This is a genomic window from Idiomarina sp. UBA4206, from assembly GCF_002383015.1.
GTDB classification, from domain to species: domain Bacteria; phylum Pseudomonadota; class Gammaproteobacteria; order Enterobacterales; family Alteromonadaceae; genus Idiomarina; species Idiomarina abyssalis.
The window spans coordinates 9,904-14,132 of sequence record NZ_DFTS01000059.1; the positions used below are offsets into that span (position 1 = coordinate 9,904).

General features: G+C 46.5%; 4 protein-coding genes. 1 reads left to right on the forward strand and 3 read right to left on the reverse strand.

Annotation, left to right across the window (positions count from 1 at the left end; genetic code table 11):
• Positions 1 to 27: 27 nt before the first annotated feature.
• Positions 28 to 996, reverse strand: coding sequence for an NAD(P)H-quinone oxidoreductase (locus tag B3180_RS12000; protein WP_278358741.1), 969 nt, complete (start codon positions 994 to 996; stop codon positions 28 to 30).
• A gap of 85 nt (positions 997 to 1,081) precedes the next feature.
• Between B3180_RS12000 and B3180_RS12005 the strand changes: the two genes are divergently transcribed.
• The gene (locus B3180_RS12005; RefSeq protein WP_278358742.1) at positions 1,082 to 2,725 is read left to right on the forward strand and encodes a tetratricopeptide repeat-containing response regulator; all 1,644 of its coding nucleotides are present in this window, start codon (positions 1,082 to 1,084) and stop codon (positions 2,723 to 2,725) included.
• Here the strand turns inward: B3180_RS12005 and B3180_RS12010 are convergent.
• Complete coding sequence (locus B3180_RS12010) at positions 2,722 to 3,558, reverse strand: pirin family protein (protein WP_278358743.1); 837 nt, start codon at positions 3,556 to 3,558, stop codon at positions 2,722 to 2,724. The genes B3180_RS12005 and B3180_RS12010 overlap by 4 nt on opposite strands.
• Positions 3,555 to 4,229: glutathione S-transferase family protein (locus B3180_RS12015; protein WP_286844789.1), on the reverse strand; the 675-nt coding region annotated here is incomplete at its 5' end. The genes B3180_RS12010 and B3180_RS12015, both read right to left, overlap by 4 nt.

Consider the following 4,229-nt stretch of genomic DNA (forward strand, 5'->3'; position numbering starts at 1 on the left):
TTCGAATCCTGCCCCCTCCACCATTTACTACTGCTCGGCCAACTTCAGTATTACCTTTCCCTGCGTCTTATTCGCCGCAACATAGTCCAGCGCTTTTTGAATATCATCAGCCGTAAAAACCTGATCGATAATCGGTTTTATTTTGCCGGTTTTAAACTTATCGCTAAAGTCATGCCATAAACCGTTTAAAATATGACCTTTTTGTACTGAAGACAGCGCCCGCAACGTCGAGCCCATAAGCTTCTGACGCTTCATTAGCATTCGCCCGAAATCAACTTCTCCCGTACGACCGCCCATTAAGCCAATCAAAATAATACGACCGTCTTGCTTTAAATACTGCTGGTCTTTTGCGATAGATTCGCCGGCAACCGGATTGAGGATGACATCGACTTCTCCCAGCGCCTTAACTTCTTCAACAATATCTTGCTGATATCGGTTAATAACATGCTTCGCACCGAGGTTCAGACAAAATCGTGATTTTTCATCGCTGCCTACGACCGCAATAACGTCATTACCGCTTTCACGGCACAACTGTATTAGCGAAGTTCCGACCCCACTGGCACCGGCATGCGCCAATACCCGCTCTCCCTGTTTTAGCCCGGCTAACTGGAAAACATTGAGATAAGCAGTAGCAAAAGTCTCAAGCCAGCCAGCTGCGGTTTCATGACTCCAGTCATCCGGCACTTCCAGCAGTTGTTTTGCCGAAACGTTGACCCGCTCTGCAAAACCGCCTCCGGCTAGTAAGGCACTAACACGTTGCCCTGTCTTCCAGTCGGAAACCTGGCTGCCAACCTGCTCTATAACGCCACAGACTTCTAACCCGGGAATATCGGATACGCCGTTAGGCGGCGGATACTTCCCTGCTATTTGCATTAGATCGGCGCGGTTAACCCCGGCGCTTAAAACATGCAACTGAACCTCATCTGCACGCGGCTCGCTTAAATTAATACCGTCTTTCCATATCACTTTTTGCTCTGAAATCTGAATTGCTTTCACATCAGCCTCCGTTGCCGCTTAACATTATTGAAATTAGCCAGTATGCTGTCGGTATTGAATACTATCAGGATACTGTTTGACACTAATGGACAAAACCTTAGAGCTCAATGATAAACGTGTGTTATTGATTGATGACCAGAAGCCCTTTCAGGTTATGCTCAAAGGCCTGCTGTTAAACTTGGGGGCAAAAGACGTCCAAATCAAGACAACGGGTGAAGCGGGCATTGCTGCCTACATCAAAAACCCGCACGATATTCTGTTGGTAGACTATAACCTCGGCCGTGGCCGAAATGGCCGACAGGTACTGGAAGAGCTTCAGGTTCGCGGTTTAATGAAAGAACACACCCTGTTCTTCATTATTACCGGCGACAATACCCGTCCAATGGTTTTAAGCGCGCTGGAGCTGCAACCAGACGACTATTTAATGAAGCCTTTTTCCCATCGTGTTTTGCGCTCTCGTTTAATGCGTGCCTACAAGCGTCGCATGTGGTTAAAAGATGTATTTAAAGCTCTGACTAAACACGATTATGAAACCTGCATTAGCGCTTGCCAGAAACACATTCAGTCAAACAGCCGTTACAGCAATTATTGCCGAAAACTGCAAATTGAGCTGTACAATAAAACCGGGCAACTGGATAAAGCCGAAATATCCATTAAAGATCTGCTGGAAGAAAACTCCCATAGCTGGGTGTTTCTAAAGCTGGCGGAGACCAGACTGCTGCAAAACTCACCAGAAGAAGCGCTTAATATTCTTAACCATATTATTAAGCGTATGCCCAATGCCATTGAGGCCCATGATTTAAAAACCGAATGCTACCTGCAACAACAACAGCTTGAAGAGGCACTGGAAAGCGCACGCGATGCAATAACCATGGCGCCCTTTTCTATTGAACGACAAACCAAACTGGCTCACATAGCACGCGACAATGGTGACTTTGATATAGCCAAGCAAGCCATGAATAACGTTTTGCAAATAGCACGCAAATCGGTCTTTCGTAATGCGCAGCACTTATGTAATTACTTGCGCAGTATTCTTGATGCAGCTGAACACAGCGACACGCCACAGCAGATTAGTAAGTACCAAACCGAAGCTACAATGGAGCTTCAGCGAGCCCGTTACGATGAGCATCTATTGCATGCCGATATTTCATTTGAAGATTTAGAAGCCATTTTACTGTCACGAATTGATTCGTTTAACGGTCGTTTACGTGAAGCCCAACAGCGTTTAAACGAAGTTGTCGGGGAAAATCTGGCAACGAACCAACCTATCAACAAAGATTTATTGCCAGACGTTATTGCGATTCTGCTGGATGTCGGCGAGTACGAAAAAGCCAATGCGCTCGCCGCCTATAAAGACGACAACCTGTTACTTGACAGTTACACCACTAAAATCCTGCAAGCCAGACTTGCCGCCGCTCAAAAGCAGCAGGACGCCTTCTTTAAAGTGCACAAAGCAGGTGCTGAAGCGTATCAGGAAGGTCATTACAGTCGCGCACTGGAGCTGTTCCGTGAAGCGATGGAGGTGGCTCCAATGAACAGTGGCGCTGCACTTAACTTTATCCAGGCGGCCGTGCGCTTTATCGAAGAAACGCCTAACGCAGAACGGAAGTTATTGAAAAAAGAATGTGACCAGTGCTTTAAAGTATTAGAGGGTCTGCAACTTTCCAGCAGCCACAGTAACCGTTATGAGCGATTACTGGGGCAGACTGAAGCATTAGAACTGCGCTAACTTAGCTTTTGATTGGCTGCCAGAGTCCCTGCCTGGTAGTCTTTTATCGCCTGTTCAATCTCACCTGAGTTATTCATGACAAACGGCCCATACTGAGCAATCGGCTCTTCGATGGGTTTTGCCGCCAGAAGAATAAATCGTGCACCTTCGTCAGTAGTGCACGTTAACGTGTCCGCCGGATCAAGCACGAGCAATTCACCTTCCTTTGCGAGCTCTCCATTAACCGTTAAACTCCCCTGATAAACGTAAAGCAGGCGACGTTTTTGTCCCTGAGAAGGCAAACTAAAAGCTTCTTTACCTAAGTGTACGTCCAGCATTAAGAAATCACGCCCGGGCGCTCTTACCGGACCTTCTTGCTGCTGATATTGGCCCGAAATAACTCTGACAAGAGCGTCATCACTTTTTACTTCGGGAATAGTCGCCGATGGAAAGTCATGCCAATCAGGCTCACTCATTTTTTCGTCAGATGGCAAATTAACCCATAGCTGAAAGCCCCACATCAGACCTTCAACCTGCTTCGGCATTTCAGCGTGTATGATGCCTTTAGCTGCTTTCATCCATTGTACGCCACCGGCCTCTACTGCGCCCGTATTGCCAACCGAGTCTTTGTGCTCCATGGTTCCGGCCAGCATATAAGTCAAAGTACAAAATCCGCGATGCGGATGAGATGGAAAGCCTGCAATATAGTCATCAGGATTATCCGAGCGAAATTCATCCAGCATTAAAAATGGATCCTGATGTTTCAAACCCGGCTGATTAATAATGCGGGTAAGCTTAACCCCAGCACCGTCCTGAGCAGGCATACCCCGGTGTTTTGCCAAAATAGCGCTCATGATTTTTTACCTCCATTTTGACCCCGATTATGTGTTTGATGAAAATTGATTTCAGGGCCCTTAGGCACCACCTGAGTCGGGTTAATTGTGGTATGGCTGGCGTAGTAGTGAGTTTTTATATGATCCATCACAACCGTTTCTTCCACACCCGGGTGTTGATACAACTCCAGCAAGTAGTTCCACATATTAGGATAATCGACAATACGTTTCTTATTGGTCTTAAAGTGCACGAAGTAAACCGCATCAAAACGAACCAAAGTTGTAAATAGCCGCCAGTCCGCCTCTGTCAGTTCATCACCGGCGAGGTAACGGCTCTGACTGAGAATATCTTCGACTTTATCCAGTGCCGCAAACAAAGACTGGTAAGCCTCTTCGTAAGCCTTTTGTGTGGTCGCAAAGCCGCTGCGGTACACACCATTGTTAATGTCGTTGTAAACCCACTCGTTGATTTCTTCTATCTGCTTTTGCTTATTCGCCGGAAAAAAGTCCAGAGTATTTCCGGTCAGTTCATCAAAAGCAGAATTGAAAATTCGTATAATTTCCGCTGACTCGTTATTGACTATGGTCTGGGTTTTCTTATCCCATAACACTGGTACCGTAACTCGCCCGGTATATTCCGGATCGGCTTTCAGATAAATTTGATAAAGAAAGTCAGCGTCATAGAGAGGCTC

Excerpts from the sequence above, each read along its gene's own strand:
- B3180_RS12010 (WP_278358743.1), bottom strand. The coding sequence starts at position 3,558 with ATGAGCGCTATTTTGGCAAAACACCGGGGTATGCCTGCTCAGGACGGT.
- B3180_RS12005 (WP_278358742.1), top strand. The coding sequence starts at position 1,082 with ATGGACAAAACCTTAGAGCTCAATGATAAACGTGTGTTATTGATTGAT.